Here is a 20,945-nt window from a genome sequence, read left to right on the forward strand (position 1 = left end):
CGCCGCGAACGCCGCCGGTCAAGGGGCGGCGCAGATGGAATGGCCACCCGGAGTGTGCTAAAAATGCAGCTAATTTCCATTGGTAGGCGTCTATGGAACAACCCCTGAAGGTGATGGTGATCGACGATTCCCGCACGATCCGCCGCACCGCACAGATGTTGCTCGGTGAAGCGGGCTGCGAGGTGATCACTGCCAGCGATGGCTTCGATGCCCTGGCCAAGATCGTCGACCACCAGCCCGGTATCATCTTCGTCGATGTGCTGATGCCGCGCCTGGACGGCTACCAGACCTGCGCCGTGATCAAGCACAACAGTGCTTTCAAGGACACGCCGGTCATCCTGCTGTCGTCGCGCGACGGCCTGTTCGACAAAGCCCGCGGCCGGGTGGTCGGTTCTGATCAGTTTCTGACCAAGCCGTTCAGCAAAGAAGAACTGCTCGATGCGATCCGCGCCCACGTGCCCGGTTTTGTCGCAACCCAACAACCCGCACCCTGACCGTGCCCCGCCATGGCACGGTCTTACTTTCCTGATGGGGAAACAGCATGGCCCGAGTTCTGATTGTCGACGACTCGCCGACAGAGATGTACCGCTTGACCGAGTGGCTGGAAAAGCACGGCTACCAGGTGCTCAAGGCCAGCAACGGTGCCGATGGCGTGGCCCTGGCCCGGCAGGACAAGCCGGACGCGGTGCTGATGGACATCGTCATGCCCGGCATGAACGGCTTTCAGGCCACCCGCCAGCTCAGCAAGGACCCGGAAACCGCCGCCATCCCCGTGATCGTGGTCACCACCAAGGACCAGGAAACCGACCGCATCTGGGCCACGCGCCAGGGCGCCCGTGACTTCCTGACCAAACCGGTGGAAGAAGACGCGCTGATCGCCAAGCTCAAAGAAGTGCTGGGGGCTTGACCACCCGCCCACAAGGCGCGTCGCTGACCGCCTTCGAGTTGTTGCTGGACATCGACCGGCGCTGCCGCCTGCTGGTCGCCGACCAGCCCCCGCAGGACAACCGCCTGCAACAGTGGAGCGGTATAGGCTTTCGCATCGCCGGGCAGTGGTTCGTCGCGCCCATGGGTGAGGTGGCCGAGGTACTGCGCGAACCGCGCAGCAGCCGCGTCCCGGGTGTGCAACCGTGGGTATGCGGGGTTGCCAATCTGCGTGGCCGGCTGTTGCCGGTGATGGACCTGAGCAGTTTCTTCGGCCTGGGCCACGCCGCTCCGGGCAAGCAGCGGCGGGTGCTGGTACTGGACCACGACGACCTGTTCGTCGGTTTGCTGGTGGACGAGGTACTTGGCCTGCAACACTTCGCCCTCGACAGCCTGCAGCTGTCGCCGCCGCAGCCATTGATCCGCGCCGCTGCACGCTTCGTGCAGGGGCATTTCCCGCGTGAACGCAACTGGGCAATCTTCAGCCCCTTCGCCCTGGCCCAGGCGCCGGGCTTTCTTGATGTGGCGTTATAGGACCTGCGAACGTGAACAAGCCTGCCGCCCCCGTCACAGCCACCACCGTGACCCCACGTACCCGCAGCATCGCGCAGATCACCGTGCTGTTTCTGATCCTGATCCTGTCGATCATCCTGCTGTTCGCCAACTTTGCCTACCTGAACACCCAGTCCAACTACGACAAGCAGTACATCGGCCATGCCGGCGAGCTGCGGGTGCTGTCACAGCGCATTGCCAAGAACGCCACCGAAGCCGCCGCCGGTAAGGCCCTGGCCTTCAAGCTGCTGTCGGATGCACGCAACGACTTCGAGCGGCGCTGGGGCTACCTGCGCCAGGGTGACAAGTCCACCGGGTTGCCGGCTGCGCCGCCTACGGTGCGAGACGAGATGGAGGCGGTACGCCGCGACTGGGAAAACCTGCGCAAGAACACCGACACCATCCTGGCCAGTGAACAGACCGTGCTGTCGCTGCACCAGGTGGCGGCGACGCTGGCCGAAACCGTGCCGCAGTTGCAGGTGGAATATGAAAAAGTGGTCGAGATTCTGCTGCAAAGCGGCGCTCCGGCCAACCAGGTGGCGGTGGCGCAGCGCCAGCTGTTGCTGGCCGAGCGCATCCTCGGTTCGGTCAACACCGTGCTGGCGGGTGATGATACCGCCGCTCAGGCGGCTGATGCCTTTGGCCGCGATGCCGGGCGCTTTGGTCAGGTGCTGGAGGGGATGCTCAGTGGTAACGCGGCCATCCAGGTAACCCGTGTCGAGGACGCCGACGCCCGTGCGCGGCTGGCCGAAATCGCCGAACTGTTCCAGTTCGTCGCGGGTTCGGTCGACGAAATTCTCGAAACCTCGCCCGAACTGTTCCGCGTGCGTGAGGCTGCGGGCAACATTTTCAGCCTGTCGCAAACCCTGCTGGACGAGGCATCCCACCTGGCCAATGGTTTCGAGAACCTGGCCGGTGGGCGCACCCTCGATACCGTTGGCGGCTATGCCTTGGGCCTGCTGGCGCTGGCTTCGATCATCCTCATCGGCCTGGTCATGGTGCGCACCACCAACCGCCAGTTGCGCGAAACCGCGGAAAAGAACGAACGCAACCAGCAGGCAATCATGCGTCTGCTGGATGAAATCGAAGAGCTGGCCGACGGCGACCTGACCGTGACCGTATCGGTGACCGAAGACTTCACTGGCGCCATTGCTGACTCGATCAACTATTCCGTGGACCAGCTGCGCGACCTGGTCGCTACCATCAACCATAGCGCCGTGCAGGTTGCCGCTGCCGTACAGGACACCCAGAACACCGCCCGCCAGCTGGCGAAGGCTTCCGAACACCAGGCCGAGCAGATCAGCGAGGCCTCTGAGGCGGTCGGCGACATGGTCGAGTCGATCGACCGGGTTTCGGCGCATGCCTACGAATCGGCCAAGGTGGCCGAGCGCTCGGTAGCCATTGCCAACAAGGGCAACGAGGTGGTGCATAACACCATCAACGGCATGGACAACATTCGCGAGCAGATCCAGGACACCGCCAAGCGGATCAAACGCCTGGGCGAGTCCTCTCAGGAAATCGGCGACATCGTCAGCCTGATCGACGACATTGCCGACCAGACCAACATCCTTGCCCTCAACGCGGCGATCCAGGCCTCGCTGGCCGGCGAGGCTGGCCGTGGTTTTGCCGTGGTGGCCGACGAAGTGCAGCGCCTGGCAGAGCGCTCGTCGTCGGCCACCCGGCAGATCGAGGCGCTGGTGCGTACCATTCAGGCCGACACCAACGAGGCAGTCATCTCCATGGAGCAGACCACCGCCGAAGTGGTGCGTGGCGCTCGCCTGGCGCAGGATGCCGGGGTGGCGCTGGCCGAGATCGAAGGGGTATCGCAGAACCTGGCCGATCTTATCCACAGCATTTCTGACGCTGCCCAGTTGCAGACCTCGTCGGCCGGGCAGATTTCCCACACCATGGCGGTGATCCAGCAGATTACCGCACAAACCTCCGCCGGCTCCGGTGCCACCGCCGACAGCATCCGCCACTTGGCCCGCATGGCCAGCGAGATGCGCCGTTCGGTGTCCGGTTTCACCCTGCCGCCACCTGCACAAAGCCCCACCGATGCGCCGCGCTGAGGAGTGCCCATGGCTTCTGCTGCTGTAAGTCCCGAGCGCCACGACACGGTAGCGCTGGCCTGGACCAAGGCTGCCATCCTCGACTGCCTGGGCCAGGCGCGCCAGGCGCTGGAGCGTTTTGCCGGCGAACCGGGCGACCTGTCGATGCTGGCCTTCGTGGTCGACAACCTGCATCAGGTACATGGTTGCCTGCGCATGCTTGAACTGCGCGGAGCGACGCGCCTGGCCGAAGAGCTGGAACTGTTCGCCAAGGCGCTGGCCGACGGCCAGGTCAGCCCACGGGGCGATTGCCTGGGGGCGTTGTTCCGTGGCCTGGAGCAATTGCCCTCGTACCTTGAGCGCTTGCGCGGTGCCCGCCACGATCTGCCCTTGGTGATGCTGCCGCTGCTCAATCAGTTACGTGCCTGCCGAGGTATCGAGCCCTTGGCCCAAGCCAGCCTGATCAGCGGTGCAGCACAGCGTTTTGCCGGCGCCGACGACCTGGCCAACCTTGACCTGTCGTTGGGCAATTGGCGTGAACAATTGCAGGCCGGGCCGGGCCGCGATGCCCTGCGCTCGGTGGTGACCGCGCTGTGCGACGACCTGATGCGCATCAAGGAGCGCCTGGACCAGTTCGTGCGCAGCGACCGCCAGCACAGCGAGCAGCTCGATGCCCTGCTGGCGCCGCTGCGCCATGTGGCCGATACCCTGGCTGTGCTGGGCTTCCAGCAACCACGGCGGGTCATCATCGACCAGGTGCTGGCGCTGCAGGCCCTGGCCCAGGGCGAGCGCGTGGTGGACGACGCGGTACTGATGGATGTGGCGGGCGCCTTGCTGTACGTGGAGGCTTCGCTGAACGGCATGGTCGGTCCGCTGGAAGAAAACGGGCAGGGCGGGCTGCCAGGCTCGGACCTGGCCGAGATACGCCAACTGGTGCTGAACGAATCGCTGAACGTACTGCAGCAGGCCAAGGACCTGATCGGCGACTACCTGGAGTCCGACTGGCCGCGCCAACGCCTGCAACCGTTGCCGGGGCTGTTGCAGCAGATTCGCGGCGCGCTGGCCATGTTGATGCTGCCCGCCGTAGCCGAGCTGTTCGCCGGCTGCGCCAGCTATGTGCAGCGCTGGTTGCAGCACCTGGATGTAGAGCCGCCCGCCGATGAGCTGGCCCACTTGGGTGAGGCCATGAGTGCCGCTGAATGCTACCTGCAATGGCGGGTGGCCGACCCGCTGGCGGATGCTCAGCCGTTCATCGACATGGCCCGTGCAAGCCTGGCAGCGCTGGGCGTGTATTGTGCGCAGGCCGACACCCGTGCAGGCCTGGATGCCAATGGCGACGGCATCGATGACGAGTTGCGCGAGGTGTTTCTCGATGAAGCCGGCGAGTTGCTGCCGGAGATCGAGCGGCACTGGCTGCGCTGGCGTGCCGACAACCAGCAGCGCGAGGCGCTGGGGGAAGTGCGCCGTGCGCTGCATACGCTCAAGGGCAGCGGCCGCATGGTGCATGCCGAAGCGGTGGCCGAGCTGGCCTGGGGCGCCGAGCACCTGCTGAACCGGGTGCTGGAGGGCCGTAGCGTGCTGAGCCCGGAAGGCGTGGTGGCCCTGCAGCAAGTGTTCGTCCACCTACCCGATTTGCTGGCCGACTTTGCGGCTGGCCAATTGCCGCAACTGACCGAAATCGAACAGTTGGCTGGGCACCTGCATGCCCTGGCAGAAAACGACGCACCGGGTGCTGCCGATATCGATGGCCTCGACCCGCAGCTGCTGGATATTTTCCGCACGGAGGCGCAAGGCCACCTCGCCAGCCTCGATGTATTTCTGCAGGGCGCAGACGGCCACGATACGCCGGTCAGCGATGGCCTGCAGCGCGCCTTGCATACGCTCAAGGGCAGTGCTGCCATGGCCGGGTTGATGCCGGTCGCCGAGCTGGCCACTGCCTTCGACCGCCTGGCCCGTGAGTACAAGGGCCACCAACTCCCCCTGCAAATGGCCGAGATCGAATGGCTGGAAGCCGCACGCTCGCTGTTCCACCTGGGCCTGGCGCAACTCGACAGCACTCCGTTGGCCGCCATCGCTGGTGCTGCGGAGCTGATCGAACAGGTTGGCCAGGCCGTAGACGCACGCCTGGCCAGCTTGCATGACGACCCGCAGCATGTCCGGCGCGGCAAGCGCGACCCGCAGTTGGTCGCCAGTTTCCTGGCCCAGGCCATGGATATCCTGCTCGATGCCGAGGCGTTGCTGTCGCGCTGGCAGCAACAGCCTGGGCAGCGTGATGCGCTGGACACCCTGCTCGACCAGCTGACCACCCTGGGCCACGCCGCGCACCTGGCCGACATGTGGCAGATGGATGATGTGTGCGAGGCCTTGCTGGACCTGTATGGCGCCGTTGAAGAGGGCAGCCTGCCTGCCAATGCACGCTTCTTCGCCCACGCCCGGCGCGCCCATGAAGCCCTGCTGGACATGCTCGATGAAGTGGCGGCCGGGCAGGACGTCGCGCCACGGTCAGAAACGGTCGACGGTCTACGCAACTTGCTGGACCAAGCCTTGGCGCCAGAGGCCACTGGCCTGGTGGGCATCGACACGGTCACGCCGTTGCACCCGGACATGGACGTGGCCGATACCCTGGGCCTGGGGCTGCCCCATCAGCCGCAGCTGCCTGACGTGACCGAGCCTTTGGTTGAGGAACCGGAAAGCCCAGGCGAAGAGCTGCTGGAAGTGTTCCTCGAAGAAAGCTCGGACATCGTCGAAAGCGCCGCCGCAGCCTTGGCGCGCTGGCAGGCCGACCCGCGCAGCAGCGTCGAGGTAGACAACCTGATGCGCGACCTGCACACCCTCAAGGGTGTGGCGCGCATGGTCGAAATTGCCCCCATTGGTGACCTGGCTCACGAACTGGAGTTCCTGTACGAACTGCTGGCTGCCGGCCGCTTGCCGCCGAGCGCGCCTTTGTTCGCGCTGTTGCAGAACTGCCACGACCGATTGGCGCACATGCTCGATGCCGTGCGCCTGGGGCAGCCACTGCATGCCGCCACGGCGCTGATCGACTATATCCGCAACTTCAGCAGCGCGGCCCTGACCGACAGTGCTGCCGGCCAGGGGCCGGTCGAAGCCGCCGCTAGTGAGGTGCCGACAGCAGCGCCAGAGCGGGCGCCAGGCGACATGGTCAAGGTCGATGCCGAGTTGCTCGACGACCTGGGTAACCTGGCGGGTGAGCATTCGATCATTCGTGGGCGCATCGAGCAGCAAGTCAACGATGCACAGTTCACCCTCAACGAGATGGAAACCACCCTTGAGCGCATGCGCGACCAGCTGTTGCGCCTGGACATCGAGACCCAAGGGCGGATCTCCAGCCGCCAGCAGTTCGAAGGCGATGCCTATGATGATTTCGACCCGCTGGAAATGGACCGCCATTCACAGTTGCAGCAGTTGTCGCGGGCCTTGTTCGAGTCCGCCTCGGACTTGCTCGACCTGAAGGAAACCCTGGCTCAGCGTGCCCAGGAGGCCTACAGCCTGCTGCAGCAGCAGGCGCGGGTGAACAGCCAGTTGCAGGAAGGCTTGACCGCAACCTTGATGGTGCCGTTCGAGCGCCTTGTGCCGCGCTTGCAGCGCGTGGTGCGGCAGGTGGCCAGCGAGCTGGGCAAGCAGGTCGAACTGGTGGTCGGCAACGCCGAAGGTGAACTGGACCGCAGTGTGCTTGAGCGCATGGTGGCACCGCTTGAGCACATGCTGCGCAACGCCGTCGACCATGGCCTGGAAAGCCGCGAAGCACGCCTGGCCGCCGGCAAACCGGAGCAGGGCACCATCCACCTGAATTTGCTGCACGAAGGCGCCGATATCGTGATCGAAATGACCGACGACGGTGCTGGCGTTCCGCTTGAAGCGGTGCGGCGCAAGGCCATCAAGCGCGGCTTGCTGGACCCGCAGGCGCAGTTGAGCGATCACGAGATCCTGCAGTTCATCCTGCGCCCGGGTTTTTCCACCGCCGAGAAGATCACCCAGATCTCCGGGCGCGGCCTGGGCATGGACGTGGTGCACGAGGAGGTCAAGCAACTGGGGGGCTCGATGAGCATCGAGTCGGCTCAGGGCAAGGGCGCGCGCTTCCTGATACGCTTGCCGTTCACCGTGTCGATCAACCGGGCACTGATGGTGCACCTGGGTGAGGAGCAGTACGCCATCCCGCTCAATACCATCGAGGGCATCGTCCGTGTGCCGCCGGCAGAGCTGGCGGCGTGCTATCAACTGGACCCGCCCCGCTATGTTTATGCCGGCCATGAATACGAGCTGCGTTACCTGGGCGAGTTGCTGCAAGGCCTGCCGCGCCCGGCCTTGCTGGGGCAGAGTGTGCCGTTGCCAGTGCTGCTGGTGCATGCCAAGGAGCAATCGTTCGCCATTCAAGCCGATAGCCTGTCGCCCAGCCGCGAAATCGTGGTGAAGAGCCTGGGGCCGCAGTTTGCTGCCGTTGCCGGGCTGTCGGGGGCGACGCTGCTGGGCGATGGCCGGGTCGTGCTGATTCTCGACCTGCTTGGCCAGCTGCGCGGCCAGCAGCGGCGCCTGGCTCGTTTGCCCGGTGGCGGCACCCCACGCCAGTTGCTCGGCCCGGTGCCGCGCCGCGCATTGTTGGTGATGGTGGTGGACGACTCGGTGACTGTGCGCAAGGTTACCAGTCGCTTGCTGGAACGCCACGGCATGAGCGTGCTGACGGCCAAGGACGGGGTCGATGCCATGGCCTTGCTGGAAGAGCACCGTCCGGACGTGTTGCTGCTGGATATCGAGATGCCGCGCATGGACGGGTTCGAGGTGGCCACCCGCATTCGCCGTGACGCGCGGCTGAAAGACCTGCCGATCATCATGATTACCTCGCGTACCGGGCAGAAGCACCGCGACCGCGCCATGGCCATCGGCGTCAACGAATACCTGGGCAAGCCGTATCAGGAGTCGTTGTTGCTGCAGAGCATTGCACACTGGAGCCAGCCTCATGCTTGAACTGATTGCCGGCCAGCGCAGCAGCCTGACCGGGCTGTTGCTGCCCTTGGGCGACCGCACCCTGGTATTGCCCAACGTGGCGGTGGCCGAGTTGAGCGGCCAGCGCAATTTGGTGTGCCAACGCGGTGAGCCGGCCTGGCACCTGGGCTGGATCGACTGGAGAAAGCAGCGCCTGCCGCTGATCGGGTTCGAAGCGGCGTGTGGTGGCGAGACGCCGTGCGGCGAGCGGGCGCGGGTTGTGGTGCTCAATGCTTTGGGCGACACCGGCCTGCGCTATTTGGCGCTGTTGCTGCAGGACATTCCGCGTTCGTGCAAGCTCGACAGCCAGCTGAATTATGTGGATGTGGCGCTGGGGCGCCTGGAGCTGGCGGCGGTGCAGGTGGGCGAGCAGGTGGCGCGGGTGCCTGACCTGGCCGGGCTGGAAAGGCTGGTGCGTGACGCGGAACTGCAACCTCAGTTTGGGTAAGATTCAGGGCCGTCACTGACGGAATGAGGAACCCAGCCCACCTCAGGAGGTCTGTGTTTGCATGTATTACGGTGAACGCTTCAACGCCTGGACCCACCTGGTCGGTGCTGTCCTGGCCTGTATCGGTGCAATCTGGCTGATCGTGGTCGCGGGCCTGCAAGGCGACCCGTGGAAGATTGTCAGTTTCTCCATCTACGGCAGCACGCTGCTGTTGCTGTACAGCATCTCCACCCTGTACCACAGCACCCGCGGGCGGGCGAAGGTGATCATGCGCAAGCTCGATCACCTGTCGATCTACCTGCTGATCGCTGGCAGCTACACACCCTTCTGCCTGGTCAGCCTGCGCGGCCCCTGGGGCTGGAGCCTGTTTGGCGTGGTCTGGGGGCTGGCGGTAATCGGCATGCTGCAAGAGATCAAACCGCGCTCCGAGGCGCGGGTTCTGTCGATCATCATCTATGCGGTGATGGGCTGGATCGTGCTGGTGGCGGTCAAGCCATTGCTCCACTCGCTGGGCACTGCCGGTTTTGCCTGGCTGGCTGCCGGCGGGGTGTTCTACACCGTCGGCATCATCTTCTTCGCCTTGGATAGCCGCTTGCGCCATGGGCACGGCATCTGGCACCTGTTCGTGATCGCCGGCAGCCTCATGCACTTCGTGGCGGTGTCGTTCTACGTACGCTAGTTAAAAATCGCCCCAAAGCTGTTGTGCCACCGACAGCGCCACCACTGGCGCGGTCTCGGTGCGTAGCACCCGTGGGCCGAGGCGTGCGGCATGAAAGCCGGATGCTTTGGCGTGCTCGACTTCGCCTTCGCTCAGGCCGCCTTCGGGGCCGATCAGGAAGGCCAGGTTGGCAGGCTTGTCGTGGCTGGTGAGCGGCTCGGCCACCGGGTGCAGTACCAGTTTCAGGTCGGCCTTGGTGCTGTTCAGCCACTCGGCCAGCGTGATCGGCGGGTGAATGACGGGCAAGGTCGAGCGACCGCATTGTTCACAAGCGCTGATTGCCACTTGGCGCCAGTGGGCCAGGCGTTTGTCGGCGCGTTCGTCCTTCAGCCGCACTTCGCAGCGCTCGCTGACGATCGGGGTGATTTCGTTGGCGCCCAGTTCGGTGGCTTTCTGGATCGCCCAGTCCATGCGCTCGCCACGGGACAGGCCCTGGCCGAGGTGTACATGCAGTGGCGAATCGGCCTGGCCAGGCAGTACCTGGTCGAGGTTGACGCGTACGGTTTTCTTGCCCACTTCGAGCAACTGGCCGAGGTATTCCTGGCCGCTGCCGTCGAACAGCTGCACGGCGTCGCCGGGGGCCATGCGCAGTACGCGGCCGATGTAGTGGGCCTGGGCTTCGGGCAGGTCGTGCTCGCCAAGGCTCAGGGGGGCGTCGATGAAGAAGCGGGACAGTCTCATGGATTTGCTCGGTAGAAGAGAGACGCAGATCCCCTGTGGGAGCGGGCATGCCCGCGAAGCAGGCAGCGCGCTCGCTCCCACAGGAAAAGTGATGTGGCGAACTGCCGGGCCTAGCCCGGGTCGCGGAAGTCGGGGTGGAAGTTGGCCGGCACCGCAACGCTGACGCTTTCCCGGGTAGCGATGTCGATGCCTTCACTGGCCACTTCCGCCAGGAAGTCGATCTGCTCGGGTGTGATCACGTAAGGCGGCAGGAAGTAGACCACGCTGCCCAGCGGGCGCAGCAGGGCGCCGCGGGTCAGGGCATGCTCGAACACCTTCAGGCCGCGCCGCTCCTGCCACGGGTAGGCAACCTTGCCAGCCTTGTCCTTGACCATCTCGATGGCCAGGGCCATGCCGGTCTGGCGAATTTCGGCAACGTGAGCATGATCGGCCAGGTGTGCAGTCGCCGTTGCCATGCGCGTAGCCAAGGCCTTGTTGGCCTCGATCACGTTGTCCTGTTCAAAGATGTCCAGGGTCGCCAGCGCTGCAGCACATGCCAGCGGGTTGCCGGTGTAGCTGTGCGAGTGCAGGAACGCGCGCAGGGTCGGGTAGTCGTCGTAGAACGCCTGGTACACCTTGTCGGTGGTCAGGCAGGCGGCCAACGGCAGGTAACCACCGGTCAGCGCCTTGGACAGGCACAGGAAGTCCGGGCGGATGCCCGCCTGTTCACAGGCGAACATCGTGCCGGTGCGGCCAAAGCCCACGGCGATCTCGTCGTGGATCAGGTGCACGTCGTAGCGGTCGCAGGCCTCACGCAGCAGCTTGAGGTACACCGGGTGGTACATGCGCATGCCGCCAGCGCCCTGGATCAGTGGCTCGACGATCACGGCGCTGATGGAGGCGTGATGCTCGGCCAGGGTCTGTTCCATGGCCTGGAACATGTTGCGCGAGTGCTCTTCCCAGCCCATGCCCTCGGGGCGCAGGTAGCAGTCGGGGCTGGGCACCTTGAGAGTGTCCAGCAGCAGCGCCTTGTAGGTTTCGGTGAACAACGGCACATCGCCCACCGACATGGCGGCAATGGTTTCGCCGTGGTAGCTGTTGGTCAGGGTCACGAAGCGCTTCTTGCCTGGCTTGCCGACGTTCTGCCAGTAGTGGAAGCTCATCTTCAGCGCCACTTCGATGCACGACGAGCCATTGTCGGCGTAGAACACCCGGTCGAGCCCGGCTGGGGTCATGGCCACCAGGCGCTCGGACAGCTCGATCACAGGCTGGTGGCTGAAACCGGCCAGAATCACATGTTCCAGCTGGTCGACCTGGTCCTTGATGCGCTGGTTTATGCGCGGGTTGGCATGGCCGAACACGTTGACCCACCAGCTGCTCACCGCGTCCAGGTAGCGCTTGCCTTCGAAGTCCTCCAGCCACACGCCTTCGCCGCGCTTGATCGGGATCAGCGGCAGCTGCTCGTGGTCTTTCATCTGGGTGCAGGGGTGCCACAGGACCTTGAGGTCGCGTTGCATCCACTGATCATTGAGGCCCATGGGCACTTCTCCTGGCTTTGCGGCGTGGTTCGACCGCGTAAGCCTAAGCAATGCCGCAGGGCACGACAACCGCTTGCGTTCAATGGCGGTGGGTGCCGGTCCATTCAAGCTTGCGGATGTGTACGGTCCCTGCCTGCGAGGTGGAGATGGTCAGCCGCCGGAAAGGCCCATCGATCACCTGGTGATAGGGAGACGTCGCAATAGGCCCGGGGCGCAGGTCACGGACGCCGTAGCCTTCCAGGGTGAGCCAGTAGAAGTGGCGCGGCGCCGGAGCAATCAGGTCGTAGTCATTATTGTCGGCATCGAACAGCATGTTCAGGTCGTCACAGAGGAAATCGCTGACCACATAGTACTCCAGCCGCAGGCATGCGACTTCCTGAGCGAAGGTGATCTCCACATCGCTGTGCTCACCAATGACCAGTTCGGTGCCGTCTTCGCCCTTGAACGCTTCATGAAAGCCGGTCCATGAGGTGCTGTTGGAGCGGATACTCAGGCCAGAGGCTGTTCGAAGCGTTTGCTTGTGCCACAAAAACTGCCGTTCGACGTGTTGAAAGTGCTCCTCGAAGATCATGTTCGTGCCCTCCTGGCGGGGCTCTGGCCACCTTCGTCAGTTTCACTTGCCGCTGTGTGACCGGGCTACTGGCAAAAATGTCAGTTGCCAAAAGCACTTGATGTCACTGCGCTGGCAGGGTTGGCGGAGGTGACGTATTCTTAACGCATCTCTCTCGGGGCATTCCTGCCTCTTCCCGTATCTGTAACCTCTGACTCGGAGTTCGCCGACATGGCTGCTGCTTGGGTGCGCCTGTGCGCGTTGGTATTGATTGGTGTGTCCAGCGGCGCCGCGCTGGCAAAGGACAAGACGCCCACGGCAATTGTGGTGGGCGGCGGCCTGGCAGGCCTGACGGCAGCCTACGAGCTGCAGAACAAAGGCTGGCAGGTGACTCTGCTGGAAGCCAAGTCGGGCATGGGCGGGCGTTCGGGCCTGGCCACCAGCGAATGGATCGGCAACGCCAAGGCGCAGCCGGTGCTTAACCAGTACCTGGACCGTTTCAAGCTTGAAACACTGCCGGCGCCGGAGTTCGTGCGTACCCCCGGTTACCTGATCGACGGCGAGTATTTCAGCGCCACCGACCTGGCCACCAAGCAGCCTGCTACCGCCGAAGCACTCAAGCGCTACGAGAAAACCCTCGACGACCTGGCCCGCTCCATCGACGACCCGCTGAACCCGCAGGCAACCAGCACATTGTTTGCCCTCGACCAGATCAACGTCTCCACCTGGCTCGACAAGTTGCAGTTGCCGGCCACGGCCCGTCAGTTGGTCAACCAGCAGATCCGTACCCGCTACGATGAGCCGTCACGCCTCTCGCTGCTGTACTTCGCCCAGCAGAACCGCGTGTACCGTGGCGTCAGCGACCGCGACCTGCGTGCCGCACGCCTGCCGGGTGGCAGCCCGGTGCTGGCCCAGGCTTTCGTCAAACAGCTGAAAACCATCAAGACCAGCTCGCCGGTCACCGCCATTGTCCAGGACAAGGACGGGGTAACGGTAAAAGTCGGCAGCGTGGGCTACCAGGCCGATTACCTGGTCATGGCCGTGCCGCTGCGCGCCCTGGCCAAGATCCAGATGACCCCGGGCCTGGACAACCAGCACCTGGCAGCGTTGAAGGGCACCAACTATGGCTGGCGCGACCAGCTGATGCTCAAGTTCAAGAAGCCCGTGTGGGAAAGCCGCGCACGCATGTCGGGCGAAATCTTCAGTAACGCCGGCCTCGGCATGCTGTGGATCGAGCCTGCACTCAAGGGCGGCGCCAACGTGGTGATCAACCTGTCCGGCGACAACGCCCGCCTGCTGCAGGCATTTGGCGACAAGCAGATGGTCGACCAGGTGCTGATCCGCCTGCATGCGTTCTACCCACAGGCCCGTGGTGCGTTTACCGGTTACGAGCTCAAGCGCTACAGCACCGACGCCGGCACCGGCGGCGCCTACCTGGCTTATGGCCCAGGGCAGATCAGCAAGTACTGGCGCTTGTGGGAGCGCCCGGTGCAACGCATCACCTTTGCCGGTGAGCATACCGATGCCCTGTACCCTGGCACCCTGGAAGGCGCCCTGCGCAGCGGCCAGCGTGCGGCCAGCCAGGTGCAGGACCTGTTGGCCGGCAAGTCGTTCGACCCGGCCAAAGCGGCGCCGGTTGCGGCGGCAGCGGCAGCTGGTGCGGTGGCCGCCAAGCAAAGCAAGGGTGGTTTCTTCTCCAATCTGTTCGGTGGTTCGTCCGACAAGGCTGACAAGGCGCCAGTGAAAGAGGAGCCGAAAAAGGTCGAAGAGGCCAAGCAGGACAAGCCGGGCTTCTTCAAGCGCCTGTTTGGCGGGGCGGACAAGCCGCAAGCGAAGGCAGAGCCGATCGCCAAGGCTGAGGAAGTGGCGCCGGCACCCGCGCCAGCTCCACAAGCCGCGCCGGCACCGGTTGCGCCTGCACCTGTGGTCAAGGAGGCGGCTGCCAAGCCAGCAGCGACCAAGGCGGCCCCGGCCAAGCATGCGCCGGCGCACAAGCCCGCGCACAAGCCTGCCGAGACCAAGAAGGCAACGGCCAAGTCCGAACCGACCAAGAAACCTGTGGCCAATACCCAGGCCAAGGCGGGTTGATTTATTGCCAGTGCCGCCCCTTTCGCGGGTAAACCCGCGAACAGGCCGGCACTGGCAACCTTGAACACCCCGGCTATCGTTAATGTTTCCTTAATGGGAAGGTTACAGAATAACTATCGGATTTATCGATAATCCGAAGCAATTTTTTCCGCTTTTCTTCGATACATTTCGCGTTAGTCTGTGCACAGCTTTCACGGGGAAACACGCCAACATGCAACTGCGCAATTCATCTTCTCGCTACGGCGTGGTCAGCATACTCCTGCACTGGGGTGTGGCGCTGGCAGTCTTCGGCCTGTTTGGCCTGGGCTTGTGGATGGTCGGCCTCGACTATTACAGCCCTTGGCGCAAAGCCGGCCCGGACCTGCACAAGAGCATCGGCCTGGTGCTGTTGGCGGTGATGTTGCTGCGCGTAGTCTGGCGTTTCGTCAGCCCGCCACCTCCGGCGCCGGCCAACCATGGCGCCTTCACCCGCCTGGCGGCCAAGCTGGGGCATCTGGCCCTGTACCTTGGGCTGTTTGCGGTGATGGCGGCCGGTTACCTGATTTCCACCGCCGACGGCGTCGGCATTCCGGTGTTCGGCCTGTTCGAAGTGCCGGCATTGATCAGCGACTTGCCCGATCAGGCAGACGTGGCGGGTGTGATTCACCTGTGGCTGGCCTGGGGCCTGGTCATTTTTGCCGTGCTGCATGCCCTGGCAGCGCTCAAGCACCATTTCATCGACCGTGACGCGACCCTGACCCGCATGCTGGGCCGCAAAGCTTGACCCTCAACCTCAATTGCATAGGAAGGAACAGGATGTTGAAAAAGACTTTTGCCGCTCTGGCGCTCGGTACCGCACTGCTCTGCGCTGGCCAGGCCATGGCTGCCGAGTACAAGATCGACAAGGAAGGCCAGCACGCGTTCGTTGACTGGAAAATCAGCCACCTGGGCTACAGCTTCATCCACGGTACCTTCAAGGACTTCGACGGTAATTTCACTTGGGACAGCGCCAAGCCTGAAGCCAGCAAGATCAACGTCGACCTGAAAACCGCCAGCCTGTGGTCGAACCACGCCGAGCGTGACAAGCACATCGCCAGTGCCGATTTCCTCGACGTGAAGAAGTACCCGGAAGCCAAGTTTGTCTCCACCAGCGTCAAGTCGACTGGCGACAAGACGGCTGACGTGACCGGCGACCTGACCCTGCACGGCGTGACCAAGCCGGTCACCTTCAAGGCTACCTTCAACGGTGAAGGCAAGGACCCATGGGGCGGCGAGCGTGCTGGCTTTAACGCCACCACCACCCTGAACCTGAACGACTTCGGTATCAAAGGCCCGGGTGCTACTTCGCAGACCCTGGACCTTGATATCAGTGTTGAAGGTGTGAAGCAGAAGTAAGTGATGCTTCGGCAATAAAAAACGCCGCCCATTGGGCGGCGTTTTCGTTTCTTAGCCTTTTCGGGTCAACAAGGCTGGGCGCTCACCGCGCGGGCGGCTTGGCAGGTCATCCAGCTGCTCAGGCGTTGGGTAACGGTCGAGCTTGGATTCCTTGCGGATGATGACCGGCTGTTTTTCCGGCTGGCGCGGGTTGCGCACGGCCGGCTCTTGCCGGGCGGCATCGTCACGGGCAGGGCGGCCACGGCCTGCGCCGCCGCCATCGCGACGGGCACCGCTACCGCTGCGCTGCTGGCCACCACTGCGAGCCTGGCCCTGGCCACCGGCATTGCTGCGCTGGCCATTGCCCTGGCCCTGACCTTGGCTGGCACCACCACCTGGGCGGCGGTTGCGGCCCTGGTTCTTGCCCTGGTAGGGGCTGACGTAGTCAGCGCGGTTACCGAAGTTGTCGATATCGTCGTCCAGGAACTCTTCCGGGTCACGGTCAGCTGGCGCTTTCGGTACGCTGCTGTTGCTGGCCTGTTGCTGTTGCTGGCGCGGCTTCTTGTCACGCGGCTTGCGCGGCAGTTGTTGCTTGTCGCCGCTCTTTTCCTTGTCGGCTGGCTTGTCCGCAGCCTGCTGCTTGGCCTTGCCTTTATCCTTGCCTTTGTCCTTGCGGCCGCCGTTGGCGTCCTTGCTGCCTTCGCCGCGTGGCTGATTACGGCCGCCACGGCCATTGTTCTGCGGGCGCTCACGCACTTCGGGTTTTTCGGCTTCTACCTGGCTGGCGTCGAAGCCCATCAGGTCGCCGTCAGGGATCTTCTGCCTGGTAACCCGCTCGATGCTCTTGAGCAGCTTCTCTTCATCCGGCGCGACCATGGAAATCGCCTCGCCCGAACGACCGGCACGGCCGGTACGGCCAATGCGGTGAACGTAATCTTCCTCGACATTGGGCAGCTCGAAGTTGACCACATGAGGCAGTTGGTCGATGTCCAGGCCGCGGGCGGCGATGTCGGTGGCAACCAGCACGCGCACACTGTTGGCCTTGAAGTCGGCCAGCGCCTTGGTGCGGGCGTTCTGGCTCTTGTTGCCGTGGATCGCAGCGGCGGTCAGGCCGTGCTTTTCCAGGTACTCGGCCAGGCGGTTGGCGCCGTGCTTGGTACGGGTGAACACCAGCACCTGTTCCCAGGCACCCAGGGTAATCAGGTGTGCCAGCAGCGCGCGCTTGTGGCTGGCAGGCAGGCGGTAGACGCGTTGCTCGATACGTTCGACCGTGGTGTTCGGCGGGGTGACCTCGATACGCTCCGGGTTATGCAGAAGCTTGTCGGCGAGGTCGGTGATGTCCTTGGAGAAGGTGGCCGAGAACAGCAGGTTCTGGCGCTTGGCCGGCAGGCGGGCCAGTACTTTCTTGACGTCGTGGATGAAGCCCATGTCGAGCATGCGGTCGGCTTCATCGAGGACCAGGATTTCTACGTGGGCCAGGTCGACCTTGCCTTGGCCGGCCAGGTCGAGCAGGCGGCCCGGGCAGGCGACGAGCACGTCAACGCCTTTGGCGATGGCCTGGATCTGCGGGTTCATGCCAACGCCGCCGAAGATGCAGGCGCTGACCAGTGGCAGGTCGCGGGCATACACCTTGAAGCTGTCGTGCACCTGGGCTGCCAGTTCGCGGGTCGGGGTCAGGACCAGAACGCGCGGCTGGCGCGGGCCGTGACGTTGCGACTTGTCGGGGTGGCCGGCCGGGAACAGACGCTCGAGAATCGGCAGGGCGAAACCGCCGGTTTTACCAGTACCTGTCTGTGCGGCAACCATCAGGTCACGGCCTTGCAACACGGCGGGAATGGCCCGCTGTTGCACGGGGGTCGGCTGGGTATAGCCCGCAGCCTCGATAGCGCGGACAAGAGCCTCGGAGAGACCGAGGGAAGCAAAGGACATGGGCGATCCTGTTCTCGTGTGGGCTGGGCCCGTTGGGATGTTCTGCCTGGCGCGACGGGCATCGGTGGGATGCGATCGCGTCCGGTCCAGCTGGGCTTTCACTGCACATCCGGGAAACGGAGGGTGGACGCGAAGGGGCGTCGGTGCCGATCGGGATGCCTGTTGCGAGGCCGAGCGTCCGGGCGTGAGCCGGGCGGGAAGGCCCGAGTATAACAGAGCTATCGCGCTGTGCTGCTTTCCTGCTGCTCAACGGCGTTGAGAATGTTTCCGATGTCGTCTGTGTAGCGCTGGCTGATGGCGGCAAAGGCCGGTTCCTGTTTGAAACGCTGCAGTGCTTCGGCAAAGGCCAGGGCCAATGCCTCACGCCCGGGTTTACGTACCAGCCCCAGGTACTGGGCCTGGCGGTTGATCACCAGCGGCAGCGCCTCTACTTGCTGTTCCAGGCCCAGTTGCCGGAGCAGGTAATGACCAACCTTGCGATCGGTGATTGCCAGGTCGATACGGCCCAACAGCAGCTTGCCGAAGTTGGCTTCCTGGGTGGGTGCGGCTTCCCGACGGAAATGCGTGGCCTCGTTGAACGCGGCGCCGTAGGCATAGCCGGGCGAGGTGCCGATGGTGAGGCCTGCGAGGTCGTCTGGGCCGGTTACAGGGTGGCGGCGTGCGCGCGCCTGGAACAACACGAATTCGACTTGCGACAAGGGCTCGGGGGCATAGACCAGGTAGGGGCGCCGGGCTTCGGTCTGGAAGATGTCCAGAATCCCGTCGGCCAGGCCTTGCTCGATCATTGCCAGGCAGCGCTTCCATGGAAGGAACTGCCATTCCACCTCGACGCCGAGGCGTTTGAACACCTCGGTGGTGACTTCGTAGTCGATGCCGTGGGGTTGGCCATTCTGCTGGTAGATGTAGGGTGCCCAGTCATCGGACACCAAGCGCAGACGCTCGCCCAAGGCCGACGGGCTCAGGCAGGCGAGCAGCAGGGTGCAGAACAGGCGGGCGACGAGTGGCATGGCCGGAGATTACGCGCTCGGCCTGTTCTAGGCCAGAGGGTGTGATGTTCTCCTGTGCCGGCCCACTCAAATGTGGGAGGACCTCAGCAAATGCGTCTCGATTTCCTTGCGCCGCTCACCCAGCGACAGCCGCAGCCCCGGGTGGCGCAAGCACTGGCGCAGTTGCTCGGGTTGCAGCTGGCCGCAGCGGGCGTTGAGGTTTTCCAGGGCCTTGTCCCACCAGGCCGGCGCGCAGGCGCGGTCGAACTCATTGGGGTAGGGGTAGCAGCCATAGAGCAACTCGCGGGCGAACTGGCGCTCGTGTCTAGGCAGGGTCATGCTCAACGCCTTGTAGCCCAGGCGGTGCAGCGCGGGTGGCCGGGGTAGCTGGTCGTTGACCAGCTTGACGTCAGCCAGCGCCGCCTGGCCCAGCGGGTCGTGGTCGTGCTTGCGCAGCCAGGCCTGGATCTTGGCGCGAAATTGCGCCTTGCGGCTCCAGTAGTGGTGGATGACATCGGTGCACTCTGCCAGCTCCAGTTGGCGATAGGCCGCCACCGCCAGGCAGAACTCTTCGAGGGTATAAGCCTCGCGGGCGAGGGGGTAGAACTCGTCCATCATGGCGATGGAACTGTCCAGTGTGCTGGCGTCCTCGGCCGTGAGGCCGATCACGCCGGAGTTGATCAGTGGCATCTGGCAGTCGGCCAGGCCCCGGCTTTGCAAAATGGTCAGCAGGTTCTTGTACAGCAGGCACTTCTGGTTCGCGCCGTAGCGCGGGCCGATGGCATTGCACAGCAGCTTGCCTGAGGCCACGCGGGCGAACAGTTGCAGTGGCGACGTGCGGAAAAAGGTGTCGGTGTCGATCAGCACCGCCAGCGGGTGTTGCTCCAGCACCTGGCGCAACAGCACGTGCTTGCTGCGAAAGTGATAACCGTGGGGGGCGTTCCATGCCTGGCGCGTGGCTTCGTCCAGCAGGTGGATGCTGACAGGCAGTTTGGCATAGGGCTGCGGGTTGTCGGTGTACACCTGGATGTCCATGGCTTCACGTGCCGTACCCAGGTGGGCAAGGGCGCTGACGATGCTGAAGCAGGCTTCCTGGTGATAGGTTGCCGGGCCAAAAGCCAGGTAGACAAGCTGTGGACGCGGTGGCTGGGAATGCTGCATGGCAGGCAAGACCTATGTAACCCGAAAATGAATAAGGCTTTAGTCTATGACCAAAGCCTTAATCATTTCTTAAGCAGATTTTGCCAAAAGATTTCAGCGCGGCAGCTTGAGGTTGTTCCAGATCGCCAGGCTCGGTTCGGCCTGGTTCAAGGTGTAGAAGTGCAGGCCCGGTGCGCCACCTTGCAGCAGCTGTTCGCACATGCGGGTGATCACTTCTTCGCCGAAGGCCTGGATGCTGGCGGTGTCGTCGGCATAGGCTTCCAGCTGCTTGCGGATCCAGCGCGGGATCTCGGCGCCACAGGCGTCGGAGAAACGGGCCAGCTTGCTGTAGTTGGTGATTGGCATGATGCCAGGCACCACCGGGATGTCCACGCCCAGCTTCTGTGCGCGCTCGACGAAGTAGAAGTAGCTGTCGGCGTTGAAGAAGTACTGGGTGATGGCGCTGTCGGCACCGGCCTTGACCTTATGCACGAAGTTGGCCAGGTCGGCCTCGAAGTTGCGCGCCTGCGGGTGCATCTCAGGGTAGGCGGCCACTTCCAGGTGGAAGTGATCAGCGGTTTCCTGGCGGATGAACTCGACCAGGTCGCTGGCGTAGCGCAGTTCGCCACTGGCCATGCCCATGCCCGACGGCAGGTCGCCACGCAGGGCGACGATGCGCTTGATGCCGGCGGCCTTGTATTCGGCCAGCAGGGCGCGCAGGTCGTCCTTGGAGTCGCCCACGCACGACAGGTGCGGCGCGGCAGGTACCTTCACTTCGCTTTCCAGCTGCAGCACGGTGTTCAGCGTGCGGTCGCGGGTGGAGCCGCCGGCGCCGTAGGTGCAGGAGAAGAAGTCCGGGTTGTAGCTGGCCAGCTGGCGGGCGACGCCCATCAGCTTTTCGTGACCGGCGTCGGTCTTGGTGGGGAAGAACTCGAAACTGTAGCGGCGTTCTTGTGACATCACTCGTTCCTCAAGCAGCCTGCTTCACGCGGCAGGCTGCAAGTAAAAGCCAG

17 protein-coding genes are annotated in these 20,945 nt (G+C 64.0%); 10 read left to right on the plus strand and 7 right to left on the minus strand.

What is annotated here, in order from left to right:
- The first annotated feature begins 92 nt into the window (after positions 1-92).
- From D8767_RS02825 to D8767_RS02855, 7 genes are all read left to right on the plus strand, one after another.
- Complete coding sequence (locus D8767_RS02825) at positions 93-494, plus strand: PleD family two-component system response regulator (protein WP_016712414.1); 402 nt, start codon at positions 93-95, stop codon at positions 492-494.
- Between the two features lie 47 nt (positions 495-541).
- Positions 542-907 carry a twitching motility response regulator PilH gene (gene pilH / locus D8767_RS02830; protein ID WP_016712413.1) on the plus strand — a complete coding sequence of 122 codons (366 nt, stop codon included), beginning with the start codon at positions 542-544 and terminating at the stop codon, positions 905-907.
- Entirely contained in the window at positions 904-1,458 is a 555-nt protein-coding gene (locus D8767_RS02835) for a chemotaxis protein CheW (protein WP_012274550.1), read from the plus strand. Before pilH ends, D8767_RS02835 begins: the two co-directional genes overlap by 4 nt.
- 47 nt (positions 1,459-1,505) lie before the next feature.
- Positions 1,506-3,545 (plus strand): methyl-accepting chemotaxis protein, encoded by a 2,040-nt coding sequence (locus D8767_RS02840; RefSeq protein WP_223623663.1) that lies wholly within the window; start codon positions 1,506-1,508, stop codon positions 3,543-3,545.
- 9 nt (positions 3,546-3,554) lie between these two features.
- Complete coding sequence (locus D8767_RS02845; protein ID WP_016712411.1) at positions 3,555-8,504, plus strand: Hpt domain-containing protein; 4,950 nt, start codon at positions 3,555-3,557, stop codon at positions 8,502-8,504.
- On the plus strand, positions 8,497-8,970 hold the full coding sequence (locus tag D8767_RS02850; RefSeq protein ID WP_016712410.1) for a chemotaxis protein CheW: 474 nt from the start codon (positions 8,497-8,499) through the stop codon (positions 8,968-8,970). Before D8767_RS02845 ends, D8767_RS02850 begins: the two co-directional genes overlap by 8 nt.
- Positions 8,971-9,031: 61 nt before the next feature.
- Positions 9,032-9,649, plus strand: coding sequence for a hemolysin III family protein (locus D8767_RS02855; RefSeq protein ID WP_016712409.1), 618 nt, complete (start codon positions 9,032-9,034; stop codon positions 9,647-9,649).
- On the opposite strand, the gene D8767_RS02860 is transcribed toward D8767_RS02855, so the two are convergent.
- From D8767_RS02860 to D8767_RS02870, 3 genes are all read right to left on the minus strand, one after another.
- Positions 9,650-10,369 (minus strand): 16S rRNA (uracil(1498)-N(3))-methyltransferase, encoded by a 720-nt coding sequence (locus D8767_RS02860; RefSeq protein ID WP_016712408.1) that lies wholly within the window; start codon positions 10,367-10,369, stop codon positions 9,650-9,652.
- 110 nt (positions 10,370-10,479) lie between these two features.
- A complete protein-coding gene (locus D8767_RS02865) occupies positions 10,480-11,886 on the minus strand; it encodes an adenosylmethionine--8-amino-7-oxononanoate transaminase (protein ID WP_016712407.1) in 1,407 nt (468 codons plus the stop codon).
- 79 nt (positions 11,887-11,965) lie between these two features.
- Positions 11,966-12,457: a hypothetical protein gene (locus tag D8767_RS02870; protein ID WP_016712406.1), complete on the minus strand. Its 492-nt coding sequence runs from the start codon at positions 12,455-12,457 to the stop codon at positions 11,966-11,968.
- A 210-nt stretch (positions 12,458-12,667) separates the two neighbouring features.
- On the opposite strand from D8767_RS02870, the gene D8767_RS02875 reads away from it, so the two are divergent.
- The 3 genes from D8767_RS02875 (at position 12,668) to D8767_RS02885 (ending at position 15,898) form a co-directional block, all read left to right on the plus strand.
- Positions 12,668-14,524: a flavin monoamine oxidase family protein gene (locus D8767_RS02875; RefSeq protein WP_016712405.1), complete on the plus strand. Its 1,857-nt coding sequence runs from the start codon at positions 12,668-12,670 to the stop codon at positions 14,522-14,524.
- A 211-nt stretch (positions 14,525-14,735) separates the two neighbouring features.
- On the plus strand, positions 14,736-15,287 hold the full coding sequence (locus D8767_RS02880; RefSeq protein ID WP_028698469.1) for a cytochrome b: 552 nt from the start codon (positions 14,736-14,738) through the stop codon (positions 15,285-15,287).
- A gap of 32 nt (positions 15,288-15,319) precedes the next feature.
- Positions 15,320-15,898, plus strand: a complete 579-nt coding sequence (locus D8767_RS02885) for a YceI family protein (RefSeq protein WP_016712403.1) — start codon at positions 15,320-15,322, stop codon at positions 15,896-15,898.
- 51 nt (positions 15,899-15,949) lie between these two features.
- Here D8767_RS02885 and D8767_RS02890 read toward each other — a convergent pair whose 3' ends face one another.
- The 4 genes from D8767_RS02890 to metF all read right to left on the minus strand — a co-directional run bounded on the left by D8767_RS02890 (position 15,950) and on the right by metF (position 20,892).
- Complete coding sequence (locus D8767_RS02890; protein WP_016712402.1) at positions 15,950-17,806, minus strand: DEAD/DEAH box helicase; 1,857 nt, start codon at positions 17,804-17,806, stop codon at positions 15,950-15,952.
- A 218-nt stretch (positions 17,807-18,024) separates the two neighbouring features.
- The gene (locus D8767_RS02895) at positions 18,025-18,813 is read right to left on the minus strand and encodes an ABC transporter substrate-binding protein (protein ID WP_016712401.1); all 789 of its coding nucleotides are present in this window, start codon (positions 18,811-18,813) and stop codon (positions 18,025-18,027) included.
- A 66-nt stretch (positions 18,814-18,879) separates the two neighbouring features.
- Positions 18,880-19,953, minus strand: a complete 1,074-nt coding sequence (locus D8767_RS02900; protein WP_016712400.1) for a hypothetical protein — start codon at positions 19,951-19,953, stop codon at positions 18,880-18,882.
- A gap of 93 nt (positions 19,954-20,046) precedes the next feature.
- Complete coding sequence (gene metF / locus D8767_RS02905) at positions 20,047-20,892, minus strand: methylenetetrahydrofolate reductase [NAD(P)H] (protein ID WP_016712399.1); 846 nt, start codon at positions 20,890-20,892, stop codon at positions 20,047-20,049.
- Between the last annotated feature and the right edge of the window lie 53 nt (positions 20,893-20,945).

The organism is Pseudomonas sp. LTGT-11-2Z (genome assembly GCF_003691445.1).
Classification (GTDB): domain Bacteria; phylum Pseudomonadota; class Gammaproteobacteria; order Pseudomonadales; family Pseudomonadaceae; genus Aquipseudomonas; species Aquipseudomonas monteilii.